The 25226-nt window shown below is 45.3% G+C and carries 20 protein-coding genes; all 20 read left to right on the top strand.

What is annotated here, in order from left to right:
* Positions 1-12 precede the first annotated feature (12 nt).
* The 20 genes from cpsG to ugd all read left to right on the top strand — a co-directional run bounded on the left by cpsG (position 13) and on the right by ugd (position 25201).
* Positions 13-1383 (top strand): colanic acid biosynthesis phosphomannomutase CpsG, encoded by a 1371-nt coding sequence (gene cpsG, locus AC4IC4_RS15275; protein WP_029742028.1) that lies wholly within the window; start codon positions 13-15, stop codon positions 1381-1383.
* A gap of 46 nt (positions 1384-1429) precedes the next feature.
* Complete coding sequence (wcaJ, locus tag AC4IC4_RS15270; RefSeq protein ID WP_032646472.1) at positions 1430-2824, top strand: undecaprenyl-phosphate glucose phosphotransferase; 1395 nt, start codon at positions 1430-1432, stop codon at positions 2822-2824.
* Position 2825: 1 nt separating this feature from the next.
* Positions 2826-4304, top strand: coding sequence for a colanic acid undecaprenyl disphosphate flippase WzxC (wzxC, locus tag AC4IC4_RS15265; protein WP_491471460.1), 1479 nt, complete (start codon positions 2826-2828; stop codon positions 4302-4304).
* A 17-nt stretch (positions 4305-4321) separates the two neighbouring features.
* Positions 4322-5602 carry a colanic acid biosynthesis pyruvyl transferase WcaK gene (gene wcaK / locus AC4IC4_RS15260; protein WP_032658813.1) on the top strand — a complete coding sequence of 427 codons (1281 nt, stop codon included), beginning with the start codon at positions 4322-4324 and terminating at the stop codon, positions 5600-5602.
* Entirely contained in the window at positions 5599-6819 is a 1221-nt protein-coding gene (gene wcaL / locus AC4IC4_RS15255; RefSeq protein WP_148769851.1) for a colanic acid biosynthesis glycosyltransferase WcaL, read from the top strand. The genes wcaK and wcaL overlap by 4 nt, the downstream gene beginning before the upstream one ends.
* A gap of 12 nt (positions 6820-6831) precedes the next feature.
* Positions 6832-8223 (top strand): colanic acid biosynthesis protein WcaM, encoded by a 1392-nt coding sequence (gene wcaM / locus AC4IC4_RS15250; RefSeq protein ID WP_491471459.1) that lies wholly within the window; start codon positions 6832-6834, stop codon positions 8221-8223.
* A 176-nt stretch (positions 8224-8399) separates the two neighbouring features.
* Complete coding sequence (gene galF / locus AC4IC4_RS15245) at positions 8400-9296, top strand: GalU regulator GalF (RefSeq protein ID WP_032646468.1); 897 nt, start codon at positions 8400-8402, stop codon at positions 9294-9296.
* 354 nt (positions 9297-9650) lie between these two features.
* Entirely contained in the window at positions 9651-10736 is a 1086-nt protein-coding gene (rfbB, locus tag AC4IC4_RS15240) for a dTDP-glucose 4,6-dehydratase (RefSeq protein ID WP_491471458.1), read from the top strand.
* Complete coding sequence (gene rfbD, locus AC4IC4_RS15235) at positions 10736-11635, top strand: dTDP-4-dehydrorhamnose reductase (protein ID WP_491471457.1); 900 nt, start codon at positions 10736-10738, stop codon at positions 11633-11635. Before rfbB ends, rfbD begins: the two co-directional genes overlap by 1 nt.
* Before the next feature lie 48 nt (positions 11636-11683).
* Positions 11684-12562: a glucose-1-phosphate thymidylyltransferase RfbA gene (gene rfbA, locus AC4IC4_RS15230; protein WP_491472834.1), complete on the top strand. Its 879-nt coding sequence runs from the start codon at positions 11684-11686 to the stop codon at positions 12560-12562.
* Positions 12563-12564: 2 nt separating this feature from the next.
* The gene (gene rfbC / locus AC4IC4_RS15225) at positions 12565-13098 is read left to right on the top strand and encodes a dTDP-4-dehydrorhamnose 3,5-epimerase (RefSeq protein ID WP_491471456.1); all 534 of its coding nucleotides are present in this window, start codon (positions 12565-12567) and stop codon (positions 13096-13098) included.
* A 24-nt stretch (positions 13099-13122) separates the two neighbouring features.
* Positions 13123-14379 (top strand): oligosaccharide flippase family protein, encoded by a 1257-nt coding sequence (locus AC4IC4_RS15220; RefSeq protein WP_491471455.1) that lies wholly within the window; start codon positions 13123-13125, stop codon positions 14377-14379.
* 1 nt (position 14380) lies between these two features.
* Complete coding sequence (gene wecB / locus AC4IC4_RS15215; RefSeq protein ID WP_491471454.1) at positions 14381-15508, top strand: non-hydrolyzing UDP-N-acetylglucosamine 2-epimerase; 1128 nt, start codon at positions 14381-14383, stop codon at positions 15506-15508.
* Positions 15509-15582: 74 nt separating this feature from the next.
* On the top strand, positions 15583-16656 hold the full coding sequence (locus AC4IC4_RS15210; RefSeq protein ID WP_491471453.1) for a glycosyltransferase family protein: 1074 nt from the start codon (positions 15583-15585) through the stop codon (positions 16654-16656).
* A gap of 802 nt (positions 16657-17458) precedes the next feature.
* Complete coding sequence (locus AC4IC4_RS15205) at positions 17459-18484, top strand: EpsG family protein (RefSeq protein ID WP_491471452.1); 1026 nt, start codon at positions 17459-17461, stop codon at positions 18482-18484.
* Between the two features lie 23 nt (positions 18485-18507).
* Positions 18508-19431 (top strand): rhamnosyltransferase, encoded by a 924-nt coding sequence (locus tag AC4IC4_RS15200; RefSeq protein ID WP_491471451.1) that lies wholly within the window; start codon positions 18508-18510, stop codon positions 19429-19431.
* Positions 19428-20570 (top strand): glycosyltransferase family 4 protein, encoded by a 1143-nt coding sequence (locus AC4IC4_RS15195; protein ID WP_491471450.1) that lies wholly within the window; start codon positions 19428-19430, stop codon positions 20568-20570. Before AC4IC4_RS15200 ends, AC4IC4_RS15195 begins: the two co-directional genes overlap by 4 nt.
* A 64-nt stretch (positions 20571-20634) precedes the next feature.
* Positions 20635-22266: an LTA synthase family protein gene (locus tag AC4IC4_RS15190; RefSeq protein WP_491471449.1), complete on the top strand. Its 1632-nt coding sequence runs from the start codon at positions 20635-20637 to the stop codon at positions 22264-22266.
* A 135-nt stretch (positions 22267-22401) separates the two neighbouring features.
* Positions 22402-23808: an NADP-dependent phosphogluconate dehydrogenase gene (gene gnd / locus AC4IC4_RS15185; RefSeq protein WP_024908082.1), complete on the top strand. Its 1407-nt coding sequence runs from the start codon at positions 22402-22404 to the stop codon at positions 23806-23808.
* A gap of 226 nt (positions 23809-24034) precedes the next feature.
* On the top strand, positions 24035-25201 hold the full coding sequence (gene ugd / locus AC4IC4_RS15180; RefSeq protein ID WP_301508597.1) for a UDP-glucose 6-dehydrogenase: 1167 nt from the start codon (positions 24035-24037) through the stop codon (positions 25199-25201).
* The last annotated feature ends 25 nt before the right edge of the window (positions 25202-25226 follow it).

Here is a 25226-nt window from a genome sequence, read left to right as displayed (position 1 = left end):
AAAGGGGTCATCATGGAAAAATTAACCTGTTTTAAAGCCTACGATATTCGCGGCAAGCTGGGCGAAGAGCTGAATGAAGACATTGCGTGGCGCATTGGCCGCGCGTACGGCGAATACTTAAAACCGCAGACCATCGTGCTGGGCGGCGACGTGCGCCTGACCAGTGAATCCCTGAAGCTGGCCCTGGCGAAAGGGCTGCAGGACGCGGGCGTGGACGTGCTGGACATCGGTCTTTCCGGCACCGAAGAGATTTACTTTGCCACCTTCCACCTGGGCGTGGACGGCGGTATCGAAGTGACGGCCAGCCACAACCCGATGGACTACAACGGCATGAAGCTGGTGCGCAAGGGCGCACGCCCTATCAGCGGCGACACCGGCCTGCGCGACGTGCAGCGTCTGGCGGAAGCCAATGACTTCCCGCCGGTGAACGAGGCGAAGCGCGGCAGCTACAAAAAAATCAACCTGCAGAAAGAGTACATTGACCACCTGCTCGGCTACATCAACGTGGCGAACCTCAAGCCGCTGAAGCTGGTGATCAACTCCGGTAACGGCGCAGCTGGCCCGGTGGTGGATGCGCTGGAAGCGCGCTTTAAGGCACTGAACGTGCCGGTGACCTTCGTCAAAGTGCATAACACCCCGGACGGCAACTTCCCGAACGGTATTCCTAACCCGCTGCTGCCGGAGTGCCGCGACGACACCCGCAACGCGGTGATTGAGCACGGTGCGGACATGGGTATCGCCTTTGACGGTGATTTCGACCGCTGCTTCCTGTTCGACGAGAAAGGGCAGTTCATCGAGGGCTACTACATTGTCGGCCTGCTGGCGGAAGCGTTCCTTGAGAAAAACCCGGGCGCGAAAATCATTCATGACCCGCGTCTGTCATGGAACACCGTCGACGTGGTGTCAGCGGCAGGCGGCACGCCGGTGATGTCCAAAACCGGCCACGCCTTCATCAAAGAGCGCATGCGCGAAGAAGACGCCATTTACGGCGGCGAGATGAGCGCCCACCACTACTTCCGTGACTTTGCCTACTGCGACAGCGGGATGATCCCGTGGCTGCTGGTCACCGAGCTGCTGTGCCTGAAGGGGCAGACGCTGGGCGAGCTGGTGCGCGACCGCATGGCGGCGTTCCCGGCGAGCGGGGAGATCAACAGCAAGCTGGCGCAGCCGGCCGAGGCCATTGCCCGCGTGGAGCAGCACTTTGCGATTCACGCGCTGGAAATTGACCGTACGGACGGCATCAGCATGGCGTTCCCGCAGTGGCGCTTTAACCTGCGCTCGTCCAACACCGAGCCGGTGGTGCGCCTGAACGTGGAGTCCCGTGCTGACACTGCGCTGATGGAAGCCCGAACGAAGGACATTCTGGCGCTGTTGAATCAGTAATAATTGCCCCTCCCGGTGGGAGGGGGAACCGAATACAGGAACAACGATGACGAATCTAAAAAAACGCGAACGAGCGAGAACGAATGCATCGTTAATCTCTATGGTGCAGCGTTTTTCTGATATCACCATCATGGTCGGTGGATTGTGGGCGGTGTGTCGGATCAGCGGGCTGCCGTTCTTATATATGCATCTGCTGATGGCCCTGATTGCGCTGGTCGTGTTTCAAATGATCGGCGGAATGACCGATTTCTACCGCTCGTGGCGCGGCGTCAAAATGACCACCGAACTGATGCTGCTGCTGCAGAACTGGACCTTGAGCCTGATCTTCAGCGCAGGCCTGGTGGCATTCAGCCATGATTTTGACAATCGCCTCGTCACCTATCTCTGCTGGTATCTGTTAACCAGCGTCGGCATGGTGGTGTGCCGTTCCCTGATCCGCTTTGGTGCGGGCTGGCTGCGTAACCGGGGTTATAACCGTCGCTTCGTTGCCGTGGCGGGCGATCTGCCGGTCGGGAAGGTGCTGCTCGACAGCTTCCGCAAAGAGCCGTGGTTAGGATTTGAAGTGGTGGGGATTTATCACGACGCGAAGCCGGGCGGTGTCCCTGCGGACTGGGCGGGTAATTACGACCAGCTTATTGAAGACGCGAAAGCCGGCAAAATTCACAACGTCTACATTGCCATGCAGATGAGAGACGAATCCCGCATTAAGCAACTGATGCGCGAGCTGGCGGACACCACCTGCTCCGTGATCCTGATCCCGGACGTGTTTACCTTCAACATTCTTCACTCCCGTATTGAAGAGGTGAACGGCGTGCCGGTAGTACCGCTATACGACACGCCGCTGTCGGGCATTAACCGCGTGCTGAAGCGTGTGGAAGATATCGTGCTCTCTTCACTGATCCTGCTGCTGATTTCGCCTGTTCTGTGCTGCATTGCGCTGGCGGTGAAGCTGAGCTCTCCCGGCCCGGTTATCTTCCGCCAGACCCGCTACGGTATGGATGGTAAGCCGATTATGGTGTGGAAATTCCGCTCCATGAAGGTGATGGAAAACGACAAGGTGGTGACCCAGGCAACGCAGAACGATCCGCGCGTCACCCGCGTGGGGAATTTCCTGCGCCGCACCTCGCTGGATGAACTGCCGCAGTTTATCAACGTCTTTACCGGCGGCATGTCGATTGTTGGCCCGCGTCCGCACGCGGTGGCGCACAACGAGCAGTACCGCTCGCTGATTGAGGGCTACATGCTGCGCCATAAGGTGAAGCCGGGCATCACCGGTTGGGCGCAGATCAACGGCTGGCGCGGCGAAACCGACACGCTGGAAAAAATGGAAAAACGTATCGAATTCGATCTGGAGTACATCCGCGAATGGAGTATCTGGTTCGATATCAAGATCGTTTTTCTGACCATCTTCAAAGGTTTCGTGAACAAAGCGGCGTACTAAGATGAGCTTACGTGAAAAAACCATCAGCGGGGCGAAGTGGTCAGCGATGGCGACCATCGTCATCATTGGCCTCGGTCTGGTGCAGATGACCGTGCTGGCGCGCATTATTGATAATCACCAGTTCGGCCTGCTGACCGTCTCGCTGGTGATTATCGCGCTGGCCGATACGCTGTCTGATTTTGGTATCGCCAACTCGATTATCCAGCGCAAAGAGATTAGCCATCTGGAGCTGACCACGCTCTACTGGCTGAACGTGGGGCTGGGGATTTTCGTGTTTGTGCTGGTGTTCCTGCTGAGCGATACCATCGCCAGCGTGCTGCACAACCCGGATCTCGCTCCGCTGATGCGTACGCTGTCGTTTGCTTTCGTGGTGATCCCGCACGGACAGCAGTTTCGCGCGCTGATGCAGAAAGAGCTGGAGTTCAACAAGATCGGCATGATTGAGACCAGCGCCGTTCTGGCGGGCTTTACCTTCACCGTGGTGAGCGCCCATTTCTGGCCGCTGGCGATGACCGCTATTCTGGGATACCTGGTTAACTCGGCCGTGCGTACGCTGCTGTTCGGCTACTTTGGACGTAAAATTTACCGTCCGGGACTGCATTTCTCGCTGGCGTCCGTCTCGTCCAACTTGCGCTTTGGCGCATGGCTGACGGCGGACAGCATTATCAACTACGTGAACACCAACCTCTCGACGCTGGTGCTGGCGCGTATTCTTGGCGCAAGCGTGGCGGGGGGCTACAACCTGGCTTACAACGTCGCGGTGGTGCCGCCGATGAAGCTGAACCCGATTATCACCCGCGTCCTGTTCCCGGCGTTTGCCAAGATCCAGGACGACACCGAGAAGCTGCGCGTCAACTTCTACAAGCTGCTTTCCGTGGTGGGGATTATTAACTTCCCGGTGCTGCTGGGGCTGATGGTGGTTTCCAGCAATTTCGTGCCGCTGGCGTTTGGTGAAAAGTGGAACGGCATCATTCCGATCCTGCAGCTGCTGTGCGTAGTAGGGCTGCTGCGCTCCGTGGGGAATCCGATTGGGTCCCTGCTGATGGCAAAAGCGCGCGTGGACATCAGCTTTAAGTTCAACGTGTTCAAAACCTTCCTGTTTATTCCGGCGATTATCGTTGGCGGGCATATGGCGGGCGCCATCGGCGTGACGCTGGGCTTCCTGCTGGTGCAGATCGTCAATACCGTTCTGAGCTACTTCATCATGATCAAGCCGGTGCTGGGTTCCAGCTACCGTCAGTACATCCTGAGCCTGTGGCTGCCGTTCTATCTCTCATTGCCGACCCTGGCGGTGAGCTACGGCCTGGGCATTATCCTCAGCGGCCATCTGCCGCTGGCCGCGCTGCTGGCGGTGCAGGTTGCCGCGGGGGCGCTGGCCTTCGTCGTGATGATCGTACTTTCTCGCAATGCGCTGGTGGTAGAGATGAAGCGCCAGTTTTGCCGTAACGAAAAAATGAAAACGCTGCTTCGCGCAGGCTAGTTATTTAAGAGGCCATTATGAAATTATTAATTCTTGGCAACCACACCTGCGGCAACCGTGGCGACAGCGCCATCCTGCGCGGTTTACTGGATGCAATTAACACCCTTAAGCCTGAGACCGAAGTGGACGTGATGAGCCGTTATCCGGTCAGCTCATCCTGGTTACTGAATCGCCCGGTGATGGGCGACCCGCTCTACAGCCAGATGAAACAGCATAACAACGCCGCGGGAGTGATGGGCCGCGTGAAGAAAGTGCTGCGTCGTCGCTATCAGCATCAGGTGCTGCTCTCTCGTGTGACCGATACCGGCAAGCTACGCAACATCGCGATCGCGCAGGGCTTTACCGACTTTGTTCGCCTGCTGTCCGGCTATGACGCCATTATCCAGGTCGGCGGTTCGTTCTTCGTCGATCTCTACGGCGTGCCGCAGTTTGAGCATGCGCTGTGCACGTTCATGGCGAAAAAGCCGCTGTTTATGATCGGCCACAGCGTCGGGCCATTCCAGGATCCGCAGTTTAACCAGCTGGCGAACTATGTGTTTGGCCACTGCGACGCGCTGATCCTGCGCGAGTCGGTCAGCCTCGACATGATGAAGCGCAGCGAAATTGACACGTCGAAAGTTGAGCACGGCGTGGACACCGCCTGGCTGGTGGATCACCAGGACGACAGCTTCCAGCCGAGCTACGCGGTGCAGCACTGGCTCGACGTGGCGGCGAAACAGAAAACCGTCGCGATCACCTTGCGCGAGCTGGCGCCATTCGATAAACGTTTAGGCACGACGCAGGCGGCGTACGAGAAAGCCTTCGCCGACGTGGTGAACCGCGTGCTGGACAGCGGATACCAGGTGCTGGCGCTCTCAACCTGCACCGGTATCGACAGTTACAACAAAGACGACCGTATGGTGGCGCTGAACCTGCGCAATCTGGTGAACGATCCGTCCCGCTATCACGTGGTGATGGATGAACTGAACGACCTGGAGATGGGCAAGCTGCTCTCCGCCTGCGACCTGACGGTGGGCACCCGTCTGCACTCGGCCATTATCTCCATGAACTTCGGCACGCCGGCCATTGCCATTAACTATGAGCACAAGTCCGCCGGGATTATGCAGCAGCTCGGTATGCCGGAAATGGCGGTGGATATTCGTCATCTGCTGGACGGATCGCTCGGTGCGATGGTCGGGGACACGCTCGGCCAACTGCCTGCTATCAATGAACGTCTGGCGGTGGCGGTGAAAGCCGAGCGCGAGAAGGGCATTGGGATGGTGAAATCGGTACTCGATCGCGTACGGGAGGGGAAATGAAGGTTGGTTTCTTCTTACTGAAATTTCCACTGTCGTCCGAAACGTTTGTTCTGAACCAAATCACCGCGTTTATCGATATGGGATATGACGTGGAGATTATCGCCCTGCAAAAGGGCGATACCCAAAACACCCATGCGGCGTATACCCAGTATGGGCTGGAGGCGAAAACCCGCTGGCTGCAGGATGAGCCGTCCGGGAAGCTGAGCAAGCTGCGCCACCGGGCCAGCCAGACATTACGCGGGATCCACCGCGCGTCGACGTGGCGGGCGCTGAATGTTTCCCGCTATGGGGCGGAGTCACGCAATCTGATCCTGTCGGCCATCTGCGGGCAAACGGCGCAGCCGTATCGTGCCGACGTGTTTATCGCTCACTTTGGCCCGGCGGGCGTCACCGCCGCGAAGCTGCGCGAACTGGGGGTGATTGACGGTAAAATTGCGACCATCTTCCACGGTATCGACATCTCCAGCCGTGAAGTGCTGAACCACTACACGCCGGAATACCAGCAGCTTTTCCGACGCGGCGACATGATGCTGCCTATCAGCGACCTGTGGGCCGGACGGCTGAAAAACATGGGCTGTCCGGGAGAGAAAATTGCCGTTTCGCGAATGGGCGTGGATTTAACGCGCTTCACGCGTCGTCCTGTAAAGGTGCCGGGAACACCGCTGCAGATCATCTCCGTCGCGCGTCTGACCGAGAAGAAAGGGCTGCATGTGGCGATTGAAGCCTGCCGCCAGCTGAAAGCGCGCGGGGTGGATTTCCACTACCGCATTCTCGGCATTGGGCCGTGGGAGCGTCGTCTGCGCACGCTTATCGAACAGTATCAGCTGGAAGATGTCGTAGAGATGCCCGGCTTCAAGCCGAGCCACGAGGTCAAGGCCATGCTCGATGAGGCAGATGTGTTCCTGCTGCCCTCCGTAACGGGTGCCGATGGTGATATGGAAGGCATTCCGGTGGCGCTGATGGAGGCGATGGCCGTGGGTATACCGGTGGTATCGACCCTGCACAGCGGGATCCCGGAGCTGATTAAGTCGGACCATTCCGGCTGGCTGGTGCCGGAGAATAACGCCATGGCCCTTGCGGACCGATTAGCTGCCTTCAGCGACATCGACCAGCAGGCGCTGGAGCCGGTGCTCCAGAATGCCCGAGAAAAAGTTGAAACCGATTTTAACCAGCAGGTGATTAATCGCCAGTTAGCGAGCCTGTTGCAAACGTTGTAACGCCGAGGATGTATGCTGAAAAAGATTACCCGACGCACCTTTGTCTCTTCTCTGTCCGTTCTGGCGGCCACGCCGCTGCTGTCGTCACGCATTGCGCGAGCGGCTGCTGGAAAAACGGTCTCTGTTAATCAGTACAATAACAACGACTGGATCGCCGCCTTTAAGCAGGCGTTTAATGACGGCGACACGGTTGTGGTCCCTGCCGGGCTCACCTGCGAAAACATCAACACGGGTATTTTCATTCCCGACGGTAAAACGCTGCTGATCCGCGGGGCGTTAACCGGTAACGGGCGCGGCCGCTTTGTGCTGCAGGAAGGCAGCAAAGTGATAGGTGAAGGTGCGGGCCGCACGGAGAACATTACGCTCGACGTTCGCGGCTCTGACTGCGTTATCAAAGGGCTGGCCATGAGCGGGTTTGGCCCAGTGACGCAGATCTACATCGGCGGCAAGAAACCCAGCGTGATGCGCAATTTGCTGATTGATAACATCAGCGTGAGTCAGGCCAACTACGCCATCCTGCGTCAGGGTTTCCATAACCAGGTGGACGGAGCGCGCATCACCAACAGCAAATTTAGTCACCTGCAGGGCGATGCGATCGAGTGGAACGTCGCCATCAACGATCGCAATATCCTGATCTCCGATCATGTCATCGACAACATCAACTGCACCAACGGCAAGATCAACTGGGGCATTGGCATTGGCCTCGCCGGCAGCACCTACGATAATGACTATCCGGAGAAGCAAACCGTCAAGAACTTCGTGGTGGCCAACATTACCGGCAGCAACTGTCGCCAGCTGGTGCACGTGGAAAACGGGAAACACTTTGTTATCCGCAATATTAAGGCCAAAAATATTACTCCCGACTTCAGTAAAAAGGCAGGAATAGACAACGCCACAGTGGCCATTTATGGCTGTGATAATTTCATTATTGATAATGTCGATATGGTGAACAGTGCCGGAATGTTAATTGGCTATGGGGTGATAAAAGGTGATTATTTGTCCATCCCGCAGAACTTCAAGCTCAATAATATTCACCTCGATAACCGCCAGCTTGCCTATAAATTGCGCGGAATACAGATTTCATCCGGTAACGCGACCTCGTTTGTGGCGATAACCAACGTGGATATGCAGCGTGCTACGCTTGAATTACACAACAAGCCGCAACATCTTTTTTTACGCAACATCAATGTGATGCAGGAAGCCGCTGTGGGGCCCGCCCTGAAGATCAACTTCGACCTGCGCAAGGATGTGCGGGGTAAATTTATGGCGAAAGACGAGACGCTGCTGTCGCTGGCGAACATTAAAGCAGTCAATGAGAAGGGGCAGAGCTCGGTGGATATTGACCGAGTCGACCAGCAGGTGGTGAATGCGGAAAGGCTGAACTTTGCGCTTCCGCACAGATAATAGACAATCGTCAGTTTTGAGACTATTCCTGGCATAAAAACGTGATCGAATCAGAGTACAACTACAGAAATTGGTGATGCGAAGGCGTAACATTGCCTCTGGATTACGGCAAATCATGCTGGCGAAAACAGGTTTAAGAGCTATAATTCGTCAACCATTTTAAGGTGGAAGAAATAATGATTAATTTGAAAGCAGTCATTCCGGTAGCAGGCCTGGGCATGCATATGCTGCCAGCCACAAAAGCCATTCCTAAAGAGATGCTGCCGATCGTCGACAAGCCAATGATTCAATACATTGTTGACGAGATTGTTGCTGCAGGGATCAAAGAAATCGTACTGGTTACGCACTCCTCTAAGAATGCGGTAGAAAACCACTTCGACACCTCTTACGAACTCGAAGCGTTGCTGGAGCAGCGCGTCAAACGCCAACTGCTGGCGGAAGTACAGTCTATTTGTCCGCCTGGCGTGACCATCATGAACGTGCGTCAGGCGCAGCCGCTGGGTCTGGGTCACTCTATTCTGTGTGCCCGTCCGGTTGTGGGTGACAATCCGTTTATCGTTGTTCTTCCGGACATTATTATCGATACCGCTTCTGCCGATCCGCTGCGTTACAACCTGGCGGCAATGGTGGCACGTTTCAATGAAACGGGTCGTAGCCAGGTGCTGGCAAAACGCATGAAAGGCGATCTCTCTGAGTATTCCGTAATTCAGACGAAAGAGCCGCTGGAGACGGAAGGGCAGGTGAGCCGCATCGTTGAGTTCATCGAAAAACCGGATCAGCCACAGACGCTGGACTCAGACCTGATGGCGGTTGGTCGTTATGTTCTGAACGCCGACATCTGGGCGGAACTGGAAAAAACCGAGCCAGGCGCCTGGGACCGTATTCAGTTGACCGACGCGATTGCCGAACTTGCGAAAAAACAGTCTGTTGACGCGATGCTGATGACCGGCGACAGCTATGACTGCGGTAAGAAAATGGGCTATATGCAGGCGTTCGTAAACTATGGACTGCGTAACCTGAAGGAAGGGGCGAAGTTTAGAAACCGGATTGAGAAATTGCTGGCTAACGACTGATATTCCTGCCACAAATTGAACAAGCGGCAGTCATTATTTTGGTGTATTGATCTATAACCAAAATGATGGCTGCCGTTTTTTGTTATTAATGTAATGATTACATAGGGTTATCTGATTTAAATCTCGACCGCTTTGTAGCGATTTGTGCTTGTTTCTGAGGTCGTTTAGGACGACAATTAACGCCAGTTTTTTGTCTGTATCCAGACAAGAAAAATCATTTAACCAAATATCGCTCAGTGCACTGGTAGCTGTTAAGCCAGGGGCGGTAGCGTGCTCAATTTCTGAAACTGGTTATAAATTCTCAGTTTTCAGAGCGCCAGTATCCAGACATATACACTAGACGGAACAGATAACGTGAAAATTCTTGTGACGGGCGGGGCCGGCTTTATCGGCTCAGCGGTTGTACGACATATTATTAAAAATACCCAGGACGACGTCGTCAACGTGGACAAGCTGACCTATGCCGGCAACCTTGAGTCGCTTAGTGAAGTCAGCTACAGCGACCGCTATGTTTTTGAACATGCGGATATTTGTGACAAAGATGCCATGGATCGCATTTTCGCAAAGCATAAGCCTGACGCAGTGATGCACCTGGCCGCTGAAAGTCACGTTGATCGTTCCATTACCGGCCCGGCTGCGTTTATCGAAACTAATATCGTCGGCACTTATGTGCTTCTGGAAGCCGCTCGTGCGTACTGGTCAACGTTGGATGAGCAGGCGAAGAAAGCCTTCCGTTTCCATCACATCTCTACCGACGAAGTGTATGGTGATTTACCGCATCCGGATGAGCATCCGGCATCAACTGAGCTGCCACTCTTCACTGAAACTACCGCGTATGCACCAAGCAGCCCGTATTCAGCGTCGAAAGCCTCCAGTGACCATCTCGTGCGTGCCTGGTTGCGTACCTACGGTTTCCCGACCATTGTCACCAACTGTTCAAATAACTACGGCCCGTACCATTTCCCGGAAAAACTGATCCCGCTGGTCATCCTTAATGCGCTGGACGGTAAAGCTCTGCCTATTTACGGGAAGGGCGACCAAATCCGCGACTGGCTGTATGTAGAAGATCATGCCCGTGCACTCTACACCGTTGTCACTCAAGGGAAACCGGGTGAAACGTACAACATTGGCGGCCATAACGAGAAGCAGAACCTGGACGTAGTGCATACGATTTGCGATCTGCTTGATGAGATTGTGCCTAAAGAGGGGTCTTATCGCGACCAGATTACGTATGTGGCTGACCGTCCGGGGCATGACCGTCGCTATGCGATTGATGCGCATAAAATTGGCGTTGAACTGGGCTGGAAGCCTGAGGAGACGTTTGAAAGCGGAATTCGTAAGACGGTGGAATGGTATCTGAGCAATCAGAACTGGGTTAACAACGTGAAAAGTGGTGCTTATAAAAGTTGGATCGAACAGAACTACGGGGAACGTTCATAATGAATATTCTTCTGTTCGGTAAAACAGGGCAGGTGGGGTGGGAACTCCAGCGTGCGCTTGCTCCATTAGGTAATTTGATTGCGGTAGATGTTCATTCAGAACAGTATTGCGGGGACTTTAGCAATCCGGAAGGGATCGCTGAAACCGTTCGTGCAATTAAACCCGATGTCATTGTTAATGCGGCGGCACATACAGCAGTCGATAAGGCTGAATCTGAGCCGGATTTTGCCAGACTCCTCAATGCAACAAGCGTTGAAGCGATAGCCAAAGAAGCCGCAAAAATAGACGCATGGGTTATTCACTACTCTACCGACTACGTTTTCCCTGGTGATGGCGAAACGGCATGGCGTGAAACGGATTCGACTGCTCCGCTGAATGTATACGGTCAGACAAAGCTCGAAGGCGAAAAAGCATTGCAGGCGCATTGTCCTAAGCATCTTATTTTCCGTACCAGTTGGGTATATGCGGGGAAGGGCAACAATTTCGCTAAAACAATGTTGCGGCTCGCAAAAGAGCGTCAGGAACTCTCCGTAATCAACGATCAATTTGGTGCCCCAACGGGCGCTGAGTTGTTAGCAGACTGTACAGCGCATGCTATTCGTGTCGCAATGATGAAGCCTGAAGTTGCTGGTCTCTACCATCTGGTCGCGTCGAATACGACAACCTGGTATGACTATGCGGCCCTGGTGTTTGATGAGGCCAGAAAAGCGGGTGTTGAGTTGGCTATTGAAAAACTCAATGCTGTTCCAACATCGGCTTACCCGACTCCTGCCCGTCGACCGCATAATTCACGCTTGAACACAGAGAAGTTTCAGGCGAATTTTGGTCTTGTACTGCCTTCCTGGGATATGGGCGTAAAACGGATGCTCACTGAGCTTTTTACGACTCAATCAATTTAATGAGATAAATGCCCTTATATGGGCATTTGGTTTTTATAGAGAAAAATGATGGCTACGCGTAAAGGTATTATTCTGGCCGGTGGTTCTGGCACTCGTCTGTACCCTGTGACCATGGCGGTGAGTAAACAACTACTGCCAATTTATGACAAACCAATGATTTACTACCCGCTGTCAACACTCATGCTGGCAGGGATAAAAGATATTCTTATTATCAGCACTCCACAAGACACACCACGTTTTGAACAATTGCTGGGTGATGGAAGCCAGTGGGGACTGAATCTGCAATATAAAGTACAGCCAAGTCCAGATGGCCTGGCACAGGCATTTATCATCGGTGAAGAATTTATCGGCGATGACAGCTGCGCTTTGGTACTGGGTGACAATATTTTCTACGGACATGACCTGCCGAAGCAACTCGAAGCTGCAGTAAATAAAGATGATGGTGCTACAGTATTTGCCTATCATGTTAATGATCCTGAGCGCTATGGTGTGGTGGAGTTTGATAAGAGCGGCACCGCAATTAGTTTGGAAGAGAAGCCGTTAGAACCTAAGAGTAATTACGCCGTTACAGGGCTGTATTTCTATGATAATGACGTGGTAGAAATGGCAAAAAATCTGAAGCCATCTGCACGTGGTGAGTTAGAAATTACAGATATTAACCGTATTTATCTTGAGCAGGGGCGTCTGTCTGTTGCGATGATGGGGCGTGGCTACGCTTGGCTGGATACGGGGACTCATCAGAGTCTGATAGAAGCAAGTAATTTTATTGCGACAATTGAAGAGCGTCAGGGTTTAAAAGTTTCCTGCCCCGAAGAAATAGCATTTAGAAAGGGATTTATCAATGCAGAACAAGTTAAAAAGCTAGCTATCCCATTATCAAAAAATGCGTACGGGCAGTATTTAAATAAAATGATTAAAGGTTACTAATAATGAATGTAATCAAGACAGATATACCAGATGTATTAATTTTCGAACCAAAAGTTTTCGGTGATGAACGTGGTTTTTTCATGGAAAGTTTTAACCAGCAGATATTTGAAAAGGCAGTAGGACGTAAGGTTGAGTTTGTGCAAGATAATCACTCAAAATCAACTAAAGGTGTGCTACGTGGGCTGCATTATCAATTGCCTCCCTTTGCTCAGGCAAAATTAGTTCGTTGTGTTGTTGGTGAGGTATATGATGTTGCAGTTGATATTCGCAAAGATTCTGAAACCTTTGGAAAATGGGTTGGTGTAAACCTTTCAGCTGAAAATAAACGCCAGCTATGGATTCCTGAAGGATTTGCACATGGGTTTATGGTGCTAAGTGATGAGGCTGAGTTCTTATATAAGACAACCAATTACTACGCTCCAAATTATGATCGTGGATTGGCCTGGAATGACCCAGATATAGGAATCAATTGGCCATTATCAGGCAGACCCATTTTATCAGATAAAGATTTGAAGCAACCACTCTTGCTTAGATGAGAGAAGCTGTTTAAGGGGTTTTTGTTGATAAATAAAGAACATAAAAATGTAATATATAATGCGGGCTATTTACTCTGTACTCAAGGTGTTGCATATATAGCGCCAATTATTGTATTGGGACATCTTATAACTACTCTTGGTATTAGTGGGTTTGGTAAATATGCTTTTGCATTGGTGCTGATGGCTTACTTTCAGGTAATCATTGATTATGGATTTGCTTTCAGTTCCAGTCGGTCGATATCTCAAAGTAGAGATGATATATGCAAAATCTCGCAAATATATTTTTCTACTAATATCGTAAAGCTTGCTCTAGCTGTTATATTATTCATACTGATCTATCTGGTTTGTATTGTCCTTGCGAAGGACAATGCATACATTACGCTACTGTTGAGTTCCTTCTTATGGGCATTGTCCAATTCAATGTACCCATTATGGTTCTTTCAAGGTATTGAGCGGCTAAAGGTAGTTGCAGTAATTAACATTGTATCGCGATTGCTTGCATGCATTTGCGTGATATATTTCGTACGCAGTGAAGGTGATATCAATATTGCTATCTTGGCACAGGCAATTCCTGTTCTTATAGGCGCTATCTATGCAAATGCATTTATTTTTATTAAAAAATATATAAGACTGGAATTTCCTACTGTCATATTTATTCTGAAGTCAATCAAGGATGGTTGGGATTATTTTTTAGCAACTCTTTCATCAACATTGCTTACTAATAGTGCTGTTTTTATTTTAGGGATATACTATACGCCCGCAACTGTAGGTGTTTATGCTATTGTGGAGCGGATAGTCAAAGCTATTGTTTCCTTGTTTTCACCTATAACCCAGTCACTTTATCCATATAATTGTAGGAAATTTAAGGAATCATTTGAGCTCGGTATGTCGACAGCGATTCGTACTGGACGTCCGTTAGTAATATTAAGTCTAATTGTAAGTTTGCTCCTTCTTGTCACATGGTGGTTGGCATACCCAAGAATAAATCTAGCACAAGAAACTCTAATTTATGCCTTTTTACTTGTACCATGGCTTTGCCTTGGGGTCCTGAATAATGTTTTAGGTATTCAAATCTTGAGTGCGTCTGGTCATGCTAAAATGTATAGCCGCAGTTTCATTTTTTCTGCTATATCAACAGTGATTTTTCTTTTATTGCTGGCAGGTATTTTTAAGGGATATGGTGCTGCAATAGCAGTTTCAAGTGGAGAATTTCTCTTATGCCTATTACTGCTAAAAAATATAAGAGAAGTTAAAAATAAACATTTTTACAAAGAAATTTGACATGAAAAAAATATTTTTGATCTTCGGGACTCGCCCAGAAGCCATAAAAATGGCGCCTTTAATTGACAAATTAAAGAGCGATAAAAGATTTTGCTACAAAGTATGTGTAACGGGTCAGCACCGTGAAATGCTGGATCAGGTACTGAAACTTTTTCAAATTGAACCTGACTATGATCTAAACGTAATGAAGCCAGGTCAGACCCTTGTTTCTCTCACTAGCACAATTTTACTTAAATTGAATGAGATCTTTGCAATAGACAAACCTGACATCATTCTTGTTCATGGTGATACAACAACTACTTTAGCAGCATCACTTGCTGCATATTATAATCAAGTTAAAGTAGGGCATGTTGAGGCCGGATTGCGCACTGGAAACTTATATTCACCCTGGCCGGAAGAGGGTAACCGTAAACTTACCGCAAGTATCGCCAATATGCATTTTGCTCCGACTGCGACTTCGGAGTCTAATCTGTTAAAAGAAAATATATCAAAAGGAAGTATTTATACAGTAGGGAACACCGTTATCGATGCGCTCTTAACAATAGTTAGGAAAATTCGAGTTCAACCAGAATTGCAAACACAGATAGCGAGAAGCCTACCATTCAACGTTGATGCGGGTAAGATAATATTAATAACAGGACATCGACGAGAAAATTTTGGCAGTGGCTTTGAAAATATATGTTCCGCTATTCGTGATGCAGCAATAAAATTTAAAGATCATATATTTGTATATCCGGTACACCTAAACCCTCTGGTTCAAAAACCTGTCAAGGATATTTTAAGTGGGATAAACAATGTATATTTAATCGAACCACTAGAATACTTGCCATTTGTTTACTTAATGGATAAGGCATACGTCATTGTAACTGATTCTGGAGGGATACAAGAAGAGGCTCCATCTTTAGGTAAACCCGTTTTGGTTACAAGGGACACAACGGAGCGCCCAGAAGCAGTTGCGGCTGGTACTGTTAGATTAGTTGGTACCGATAAGAATAAAATATTTAGTGAATTGAACTTATTACTTACTGATAAAAAAGAGTATGACAAAATGTCGAATGCTTCTAATCCATATGGGGATGGGAAAACATCGGAGCGAATCGTAGATATTTTAGCTAAAGTTAACAATTGATGTTAATCCAGTAATATAAATGAATTCCTTATCAAGCGTAAATCAATTTACTAAAAAATAACTTATGGTGTCATATGATTTTGTTTATAGCAGATTATCCTACAGTCGATAATATCCGTGATGGCATGTATCAACGAATTTCTGCAATTGACTCATTGGCTAAAAGTGAGAATAGAGTCTATCTGGATATATCTTTTAGGAAAAATACTAGAAGGGAAGTATCTGTTTCCAATAATTGTACTGTTGAACACTTGAATTATTTCATACACAACAAAATAATTAGAAGTTATCTAAATCAGGCTTCAATTATATATGTTCACTCAGTTTATAATATGCTGAAAATTTTTCCTATTGCATCATACGAAAAAGTTATCCTTGATATACATGGGATTGTTCCTGAAGAGATGATGTATCTAGGAAAGAAATTTAGAGCATTTGTGTTTAATAAAATCGAAAAAAAAGCAATCCAGGGCTGTTATAAACTAATACATGTTACATCGTCAATGAAGGCTTTTTATGAAACAAAATATAATTTAAATTTAGATGCTAGATCAATTATATTGCCTATTTTCGAGAAAACAGAAATTAGCCATAATAACAAAAAGTGGGATTCTGAGGTTTTTGAATTTATTTATGCTGGTGGTATGCAAGCATGGCAAAACATTGATTTAATGATCAAAGCAAGTGAAGCTATACATACAGAAAATATAAAATTAAATTTCTTCTTCCCTCAAAATTTGATATCAAACTTTAAGAACAAATGTGGCACCCGACTTGATGAAAAAGATATTTTAATTGATTCTTTACCAAAAGAAGAAGTAATTAGTGTAATGTCAAGGTGCCATTTAGGATTTGTTCTAAGAGATGATATTGCAGTAAATAAAGTAGCTTGTCCTACGAAATTAATTGAATATCTAGAATGTGGAGTTGTTCCTATTGTCAAATCTCCAGACATTGGTGATTTTAATACACTTGGTTACTCTTTTATTAAAGTTGAACAATTAGAAAATCCATTAAGTGTTGTTGAGTTGCATGAGAAAGTTGAGAATAATTATAAAGTATTAGCTCATTTTCAAACATTAACTGAGCAATCTAAATCATTTTTGATGGAAATTTTTAAAAATTCCGATTGTAACTATATGAATTAATGAGTTCCTTAACTGAGGTTTTATTAGCGCTACTAATATTGATAACTGCTTGTGGAAATGGTCTTGTTAAGCATGTTAAACTCAATGTGGTTTTTACCGGCAAAACAGCAATATCATATTTTGGCTCTTTATGTTGATATATAACTTGTATAAGTTCTACTAAACTTAGTTACGCTCTAAAGGGATCTAAGTTTTAGTCTTATTGCATGGTAAAACCATAGTCTTTGCGAGCCTGTAGATGTATGTTCTATCAATAATTAAACTTATCCTACCTTATTATGAAATAATAACTCTGAAATTTACCGCTTAGGCTGTTTCATTTCTGAGGATGATGGTAGCTTGTTTATTAGTTTGGGGTTTTTTTATTGGGGAAAAGAGGGAGTATCTCTTTCCCTCAATAAAATTTGAACTTTGATAGTATAAAGTAAACGTAGAAGTTAGCCCCATTTTCTAGATGAGTAACATATCCATACATTCATGCTAATCTTGCATAGACAGTATTAAGATAGTGAGTGTTATGAATTTAATGATAAAACACTTGCAACTATTAGAACCAATATTACCAAGAATGTTGGAATGTAAATTAACTCAAATAAAAATATCCTACCTATTTCAACAAGATGAAAACCAACAAGGTCTACTGTAAGCTAAGTAATATCCCTGAGAATCTTAATGTCTATTTATAGTTATATATTGAGTTTTTGATTATTTTGGGAATAGCAATATTTATAATTCTTAGATTTAATCTTGGGACATTATAAGAAATCAATCTAACATATTCGACTTTTTATAAGTGACTAAAATGTCAATAAGAAATAGTGATTTTATTTATATCATAATGGTCGTCATTGCTACCATTTTCGCTGTTAAAATAATGCCATATTCTAATGATTATGAAGCATATACAGATCTCTTTAAATATACTTTTAATGATCCCTCCTTTGAGAGAATGGAGATTGGATTTCGTAGCTCAGTAACCTTATTTAAATCCCTAAGTAATAGTCTTAGTGATTATTGGTTTTGTTTTGCAATTATTTCTTTAGCATTAAAATTTCATGTTTTAAAATCATTTAATCCAGACTGTAAAATATTGTTTATGCTGTATGTATTATATAGCATTTCATTGTTAGCGTTACATGAAGGAACCCAAATTCGAGCTGCTATGGCTATAGCTCTCGGATTTTGCGGTTTCCGTGCTAGAAGTATTGTGGGCAGTTTACTTTGCTTTACTGTTGCTATTGCTTTTCACTATTCTTCGGCAATATTCATACCACTTTATTTTGTAGGTAATATTATTAGGACATATAAAATTTTTTGGTTGGCAATTGTTACTGGTATAGCTACAGTATTTCCAGTTTTGCTGGAGAAGTTCTCGGGGCTTTTGATGAGTGTGAATCCACTATTTAATTTATACCTTGAAAACTCTGACATGACTGAGGTCAACAAATACTCGTTTACATTAATTTTAGCTTTTATTTTTTTTCTGGTTAATTTTTTTGTTGGAAGCGTTTTAAGTCGGTATCGTAACGAAATTAATAGTACATTTCAAAAATATAATTTATTTTCATTTTTATTTATATCTAGTTTGGTCTTATTATCAGCTTTGTCTTTTTCGCCTGTCTTATCTATCCGACTATATGAACTTTTGTCGCTAAGCCCATTTGCAGTTATAGCATGTTTGTACTCGAGGCAAGTTAACAATATGATTCTATTATATAGAGACACGAAATTGGCTAATCTTAGAATATTGCTGTTATTGACTCTTATGATTATGTCTTTACATCGTTTTATTGCATATTACTTTGTAAACCCCATTATTAATTTTTAAATTCTGAAATAAAGGAAATAACAGTGACACCTGGTATATCATCAATAGCAGCTATACTTGTTTCATTCAATCCAGACTTGACTACCTTTAATAAAGTTATTAATAGTATTTCTGAACAAGTTAATAAAATCATAATAATTGATAATGGTTCTAAAAATGCAGAAGATATCCATGACATTGCTACGCATTCTGCTACAAATTTGATATTTATAAAACAAACCGAGAATATAGGCTTAGCGTCGGCTCAAAATCTTGGTATTAAATACGTAAAGGATAATTTGGTTGTTGATCATATTATATTGTTTGATCAGGATAGTATTATAAATCAAAATTTTACGAGTAATTTAATACTGGAAGAAGAGCGACTACTTCGTGACGGTGTTAAAGTCGGTGCAATTGGCCCGAGTTTTTATGACCCAGAAAATAACAAAATGTATCCTGCGACTATTTATTGTGGACCATTTATAAAACGTGTAAAAGTACATAACTCTGCAGTTGAGGCTACCTTTTTAATAGCATCTGGTTGTTTAATTCGACTTGAAGTATTAGACAATGTTGGAAAAATGCTTGATGAGTTATTTATAGACTATATAGATGTTGAGTGGTCCTTAAGAGCAAAGAGACTGGGATATAAAGTTTTCATAACACCTAAAGCTTTAATGGCCCATACCATTGGGGATAAGAGAATATCAATAATGGGACGGACGATATCGTGCCATAGCCCTTTCAGACGCTATTTCCTTATCAGGAATAGTTTTAAAATGTTAAGGTTAACATACGTGCCACTTGGTTATAAGCTACGTGAGATAACTTTTAACTGTTTAAGAACTGTAATTGGTTTTATAACAAGTTCTGAAAAGAAAAAATTCCTGAAATATACCGTTCTTGCTTTTAAAGACGGTGTCGCAGGCAACTTTGGCCCTTGTAAATATAAAAATTTGAAATGATTAAAATTGCACATATTCAGTTGCTACCACTTCTAAGCGGTGTTCAAAGGGTTTGTTTGGATGAATTAATTCGTTTGGATAATAGTAAATTTGAAAAGTATCTCATTTGTAAGGAGCCAGGGCCTCTAACAGAGGAAGCTCAGAAATATGGCATAAAGTGCTTTTATATACCAAGCCTGGTTAGAAACGTATCCTTAAAAAATGATATGAAGGCATTATTCAACCTTTGGAAAATAATTCGTCTTAATCGTTTTGATATTATTCACACGCATTCATCAAAGACTGGCGTATTAGGTCGAGTTGCCGCTTGGTTGAACCGAACAAAATTTATTGTTCATACGGTTCATGGCTTTTCATTTCCTATTGCTAAGAATAAAATGCAATATCTTCTCTTTTGGAGTATGGAAAAAATTGGCTCTCTGTGTGGAGATAAAATAATCTGTCTTCATGAAAATGATGCAAAGATTGCGAAGGAAATAGTTAAGGTCAGTAATGATAATATACTTATCATCGGTAATGGCGTTGATGTTAAAAAATTTTCACCATATGACTCCGATAAAAAGAAATCGCTGCGAAAGAAAATTGTTGAATCGGATGACGATTCTCTTATCATTGGTATGATTGGTAGGCTTTGGCCTCAAAAAAATCCGATGTGTCTATTATACGCAGTAGAAAAAATAATTTCTGAAAATAATAACGTAAAATGCCTTTTCGTCGGTGATGGTGAGCTACATGACGAAATGATGACTTTTATTAGACGCAAAAAATTAGATAATAGCGTGAAGTTACTCGGTTGGCGATATGATACTCCCAATGTTTTAAATGTATTCGATATTTTTGTTCTGCCTTCATTATGGGAAGGAATGCCTTTAGCTATACTTGAGGCAAAAAGTTGTGCACTCCCGTGCGTCGCTTCAGACATATCTGGTAATAATAATATTATAAATGATCACCATGATGGGTTGTTATTTAATTTGGAAAGTGGAGCTGAAGAGCTATACAATAAGATAAAACTATTAATTAATAATCCTGATATAAGAAAAAGCATGGGATCTGCTGCAAGAGAGAATATATTATTGTCACATGATATAGATGTCAGGATAGAAAAAATCCAAAGTCTCTATCTAAAACACATTTAATTTCTTACTCTTAGTTGAGATTTAATTTCTCATTTCATTTGGTGATTTATTAATTATATACATAATGAAAATTTCAATATTAAAATATTCTTTCTCATTGTTGGTTGTCATATTATTAACCGTTTCTTTTGTTTTGGCTTCTAACCGAGCAGATGCGCTTGTCTGGATCTGTACTGAAATCATATGTGTTTATATACTGATACTACAATTTAACTGGAAAACAAGGTTAATATTTTGGGTTTTATATTGCCTAATTTTAGGTGGTCAGATCTCATCAATTTTTTCAAGTGGGTCTTTTATTATTCCGTTGACTTTAACAAATGCTGCTGAATTTGCTGCTTTAGGTTTAAGTGGAGTACTAAAGTTAGTTATTATTGTACTTTTATATGTTTTAGCATCTCTTTTGATTTTGAGTACAAAAAATAGTCACTCTCAAGATAAAAATAATAATAAACGAGTTATTTCTTTAATAATAATTGGTGGTTGTATTTATTCTCTACCGCTTCCACTGCATTTTTTAGCTATAACGTTGAAATCATACTATAAGCAGGTTACTTACAAGCCAGCATATAATTACCCAGAAATAGCCAATAAATATTTTAAAGTTTCGTTATGGGACAATGAGAGAAGTGAAAAGGAGTTGACATTAAAAAATAAAAACATCATTGTTATTTTTACTGAAGGAATGTCTTCCGGAGTTCTGGATTTTGTAAATAACAAAAATTTAAACTTAACTCAAAATTTAGAACTTCTTAAAAAAAGATCAGTCAGTTATTCTAACTATTATAATCATACAGCCGCAACCTTCCGAGGACTTAGAGGGCAGTTAACATCAGCATATCAATATAAAGATGGATGGAATTCTAACAATGATGGCTTTGCGCAAATGGCACCAGAAGTTATAGCCTCAACCTATAGTAGCCGTTTGGTTTCGTTACCTGAAATTTTAAATAATCATGGATATGAAACAATTTTTCTGTCATCAACAGAGAGAAATAGTACATTGAATGCCATGCTTAAAGGTATGTCCTTCAAGGAAGTATACGGAATGGGGGATTTTCAGTCTTATCAAGAGGATAGAATGACTGATAAACAGACGTTTTCAGCCCTTAAGCAAATATTGGAAAAGCGTAAAAGCAATGATGAGCCTTTCTTTATTGGCGTCTATCCTTCGGGTACTCATCATGGGCGTGAAAGCCCTGATTTAAAGTATAAAGATGGAAGCAATATTTACTATAATAAATTCTACAATTATGATGCTCAGTTGGGTGATTTTATTCGTTATTTTGATATGAGCAGCTTCTCAAAGAACACAACAATTATTATTACTGCAGATCATTCAACATTACCGACCCCTGAATTTAAAAAGTCATTTGGCATCAATGCAGACTACTTTGTCGATCAGATACCTTTAATTATCTATAATTCTGGTAACACCCCCATCGAAAAAGATGCTCAAGGGAAGAATAGTCTGTCATTAGCCCCTACTATTTTGCAGATGTTGCAGATTAATAATGAGCCAAACTATTTTTTAGGTTGTTCTCTTTTGGATTATTTTTGTAAAAGTAAATTTTCAAACATTTCTGCTATTGGTGATGAATATTATAACACCTACCCAGCGGTTTACCCTGACTACGGCGTGAGAAAAGCATCTACTAACTCAAACGTTAGTGAGTTTTATAATGTTAGTGGGTAGTTCAAGTTGAATATGATGAAATTAATTGTATAGATAGAATATACCTTTCCTGAAGGCTAGAAGTTGGGTTAACATCTTCAATACATTCAAGCCGCGCATACGTCGCGCGGTGACCACACCTGACAGGAGTATGTAATGTCCAAGCAACAGATCGGCGTTGTCGGTATGGCAGTGATGGGGCGCAACCTGGCGCTCAACATCGAAAGCCGTGGTTATACCGTCTCCGTTTTCAACCGCTCCCGTGATAAGACCGAAGAAGTGATTGCCGAGAACCCAGGCAAAAAACTGGTTCCTTTCTATACGGTGAAAGAGTTCGTTGAGTCTCTGGAAACGCCTCGTCGTATCCTGTTAATGGTGAAAGCGGGCGCAGGTACCGATGCAGCTATCGACTCCCTGAAACCTTACCTCGAAAAAGGTGACATCATCATTGATGGCGGTAACACCTTCTTCCAGGACACCATTCGTCGTAACCGTGAGCTGTCCGCAGAAGGCTTCAACTTCATCGGTACCGGTGTTTCCGGAGGTGAAGAGGGCGCGCTGAAAGGCCCATCTATCATGCCTGGCGGTCAGAAAGATGCATACGAACTGGTTGCGCCTATCCTGACCAAAATCGCAGCCGTGGCTGAAGATGGTGAGCCTTGCGTAACCTATATCGGTGCGGACGGCGCAGGTCACTATGTGAAAATGGTACACAACGGTATCGAATACGGCGACATGCAGCTGATCGCTGAAGCTTATTCATTGCTGAAAGGCGGTCTGAACCTCTCTAACGAAGAGCTGGCTGAAACCTTTACCGAGTGGAACAAAGGCGAGCTTAACAGCTACCTGATTGACATCACCAAAGATATCTTCACGAAAAAAGATGAAGAGGGTAAATACCTGGTTGATGTGATTTTGGATGAAGCAGCGAACAAAGGTACCGGTAAATGGACCAGCCAGAGCTCTCTGGATCTGGGCGAACCGCTGTCTCTGATCACCGAATCTGTCTTCGCGCGTTACATCTCTTCTCTGAAAGAGCAGCGAGTTGCGGCGTCTAAAGTGCTGTCTGGCCCACAGGCTAAACCAGCAGGTGATAAAGCCGAATTCGTTGAAAAAGTGCGTCGTGCCCTGTATCTGGGTAAAATCGTTTCTTACGCGCAGGGCTTCTCTCAGCTGCGTGCGGCGTCAGACGAGAACAACTGGGATCTGAACTACGGTGAAATCGCGAAGATCTTCCGTGCGGGTTGCATCATTCGCGCGCAGTTCCTGCAGAAAATCACCGATGCCTATGCTGAAAACGCTGGTATCGCCAACCTGCTGCTGGCACCGTACTTCAAAAAGATTGCGGATGAATATCAGCAGGCGCTGCGTGACGTGGTTGCCTACGCTGTCCAGAACGGGATCCCGGTTCCGACCTTCTCTGCCGCAGTAGCCTACTACGACAGCTACCGTGCTGCCGTTCTGCCTGCTAACCTGATTCAGGCCCAGCGTGACTACTTCGGCGCGCATACCTACAAGCGTACTGATAAAGAAGGCGTATTCCATACCGAATGGATGGAATGAGTTAACGCACTCGCTGTCATCGCAACCCGGAGCTTGTCTCCGGGTTTTTTTATGCAAAAAATGTCGCGTGTTATTCGAAGTAGTCTGAATCTCGCCCCGCTCGTCGTGATTACTCCTGGTTTGCCTTGACAGTTCTGTTTGCCAGGAGGTACAAAGCCCAACAGTTATGTTTATCGCGATGGTCAGGTGGCCATCAGTACAGTTAACTCACAGAAGTCATTAGCGAATGAAAATAACAATTTCCGGAACAGGGTATGTCGGTCTCTCTAACGGCATTCTGATTGCTCAAAATCATGAAGTGGTTGCGCTGGATATCGTGCAGGCCAAAGTGGACATGCTTAATCAGAAAAAATCGCCGATTGTGGATAAAGAAATCCAGGACTATCTCAGCAATAAACCGCTGAATTTCCGCGCCACGACAGATAAAGAAGATGCATACCGCGATGCGGATTACGTCATCATTGCGACGCCTACTGACTACGATCCTAAAACCAACTACTTCAACACCTCAACGGTAGAGGCGGTGATCAAAGACGTTATCGCGATCAACCCTGATGCGGTAATGGTCATTAAATCGACCATTCCTGTCGGTTTTACCAAATCCATTAAAGAAAAGTTCGGTATTGATAATATCTTCTTCTCGCCGGAATTCCTGCGTGAGGGGAGAGCGCTTTACGATAACCTTCATCCTTCGCGTATCGTTATTGGCGAACGTTCTGAGCGCGCTGAACGTTTTGCCGCACTGCTGCAGGAAGGCGCAGTGAAGAAAGATATTCAGGTGCTGTTCACCGACTCCACCGAAGCTGAGGCGATTAAGCTCTTCGCGAATACCTATCTGGCAATGCGAGTGGCTTATTTCAATGAGCTCGACAGCTACGCAGAGAGTCTTGGACTGAATACCCGTCAGATTATTGAAGGAGTGTGTCTCGATCCGCGTATTGGTAATCACTACAACAACCCTTCATTTGGCTACGGTGGCTATTGTCTGCCAAAAGACACTAAGCAACTGCTGGCAAACTATCAGGCTGTGCCAAATAACCTGATTTCAGCGATTGTTGATGCTAACCGTACACGTAAAGATTTCATCTCCGATTCCATCCTTGCGCGTCAACCGAAAGTCGTCGGCGTATACCGTCTTATCATGAAGAGTGGCTCCGATAACTTCCGTGCTTCTTCCATTCAGGGGATCATGAAGCGTATCAAGGCTAAAGGCGTTGAGGTTATTATCTATGAACCTGCCATGCCGGACGATCAGTTCTTCAATTCACGGGTGATCCGCGATCTGGACGCCTTTAAGAAAGAAGCCGATGTCATCATTTCAAACCGCATGGCGGAAGAGCTGGCTGACGTGGCGGATAAGGTTTATACCCGCGATCTGTTCGGTAGCGACTGATTCTCAGCTTTACCCTGTAAAAAAC

This window comes from Enterobacter sp. Taxon_2 (assembly GCF_058355295.1).
Note: the sequence above shows the minus strand (reverse complement) of the source record. Positions and strands in the feature narration are given on the sequence as shown.